Genomic DNA, 289 nt, shown 5'->3' on the forward strand with positions numbered 1-289 from the left:
CATCTACGTTGCCATCTTTATAGGAATTCCGCTCTGCAACAAACTGTATGCGTTTCTGGAACCCAAAATTGCACGCCTGCGTGGAGAGAAATAAGGAGGACTGACGATTATGAGATATAAAGATGGCAACGTAGATGCCGGTGATTCCTGAAAGTGTCTCGCTGGTACTGGCAAGAGCCGATATCTTATCGGCCATAGCCGGGTAAATCTCTGTCAGGATGGCTGTGGCTGACGCCATCATAATGCCGGCGCCAACGCCGGATGCCATTCCCAGTGCATAGGGATGGAA

1 protein-coding gene is annotated in these 289 nt (G+C 50.2%); it reads right to left on the minus strand.

Annotation, left to right across the window (positions count from 1 at the left end; translation table 11 throughout):
• A partial coding sequence (locus tag NE473_RS32040) for a DUF3100 domain-containing protein (protein ID WP_256265721.1) occupies positions 1–289 on the minus strand: 289 nt, incomplete at both ends.

It is taken from the genome of Hungatella sp. SL.1.14 (assembly GCF_024460495.1).
GTDB lineage: Bacteria > Bacillota > Clostridia > Lachnospirales > Lachnospiraceae > Hungatella > Hungatella hathewayi.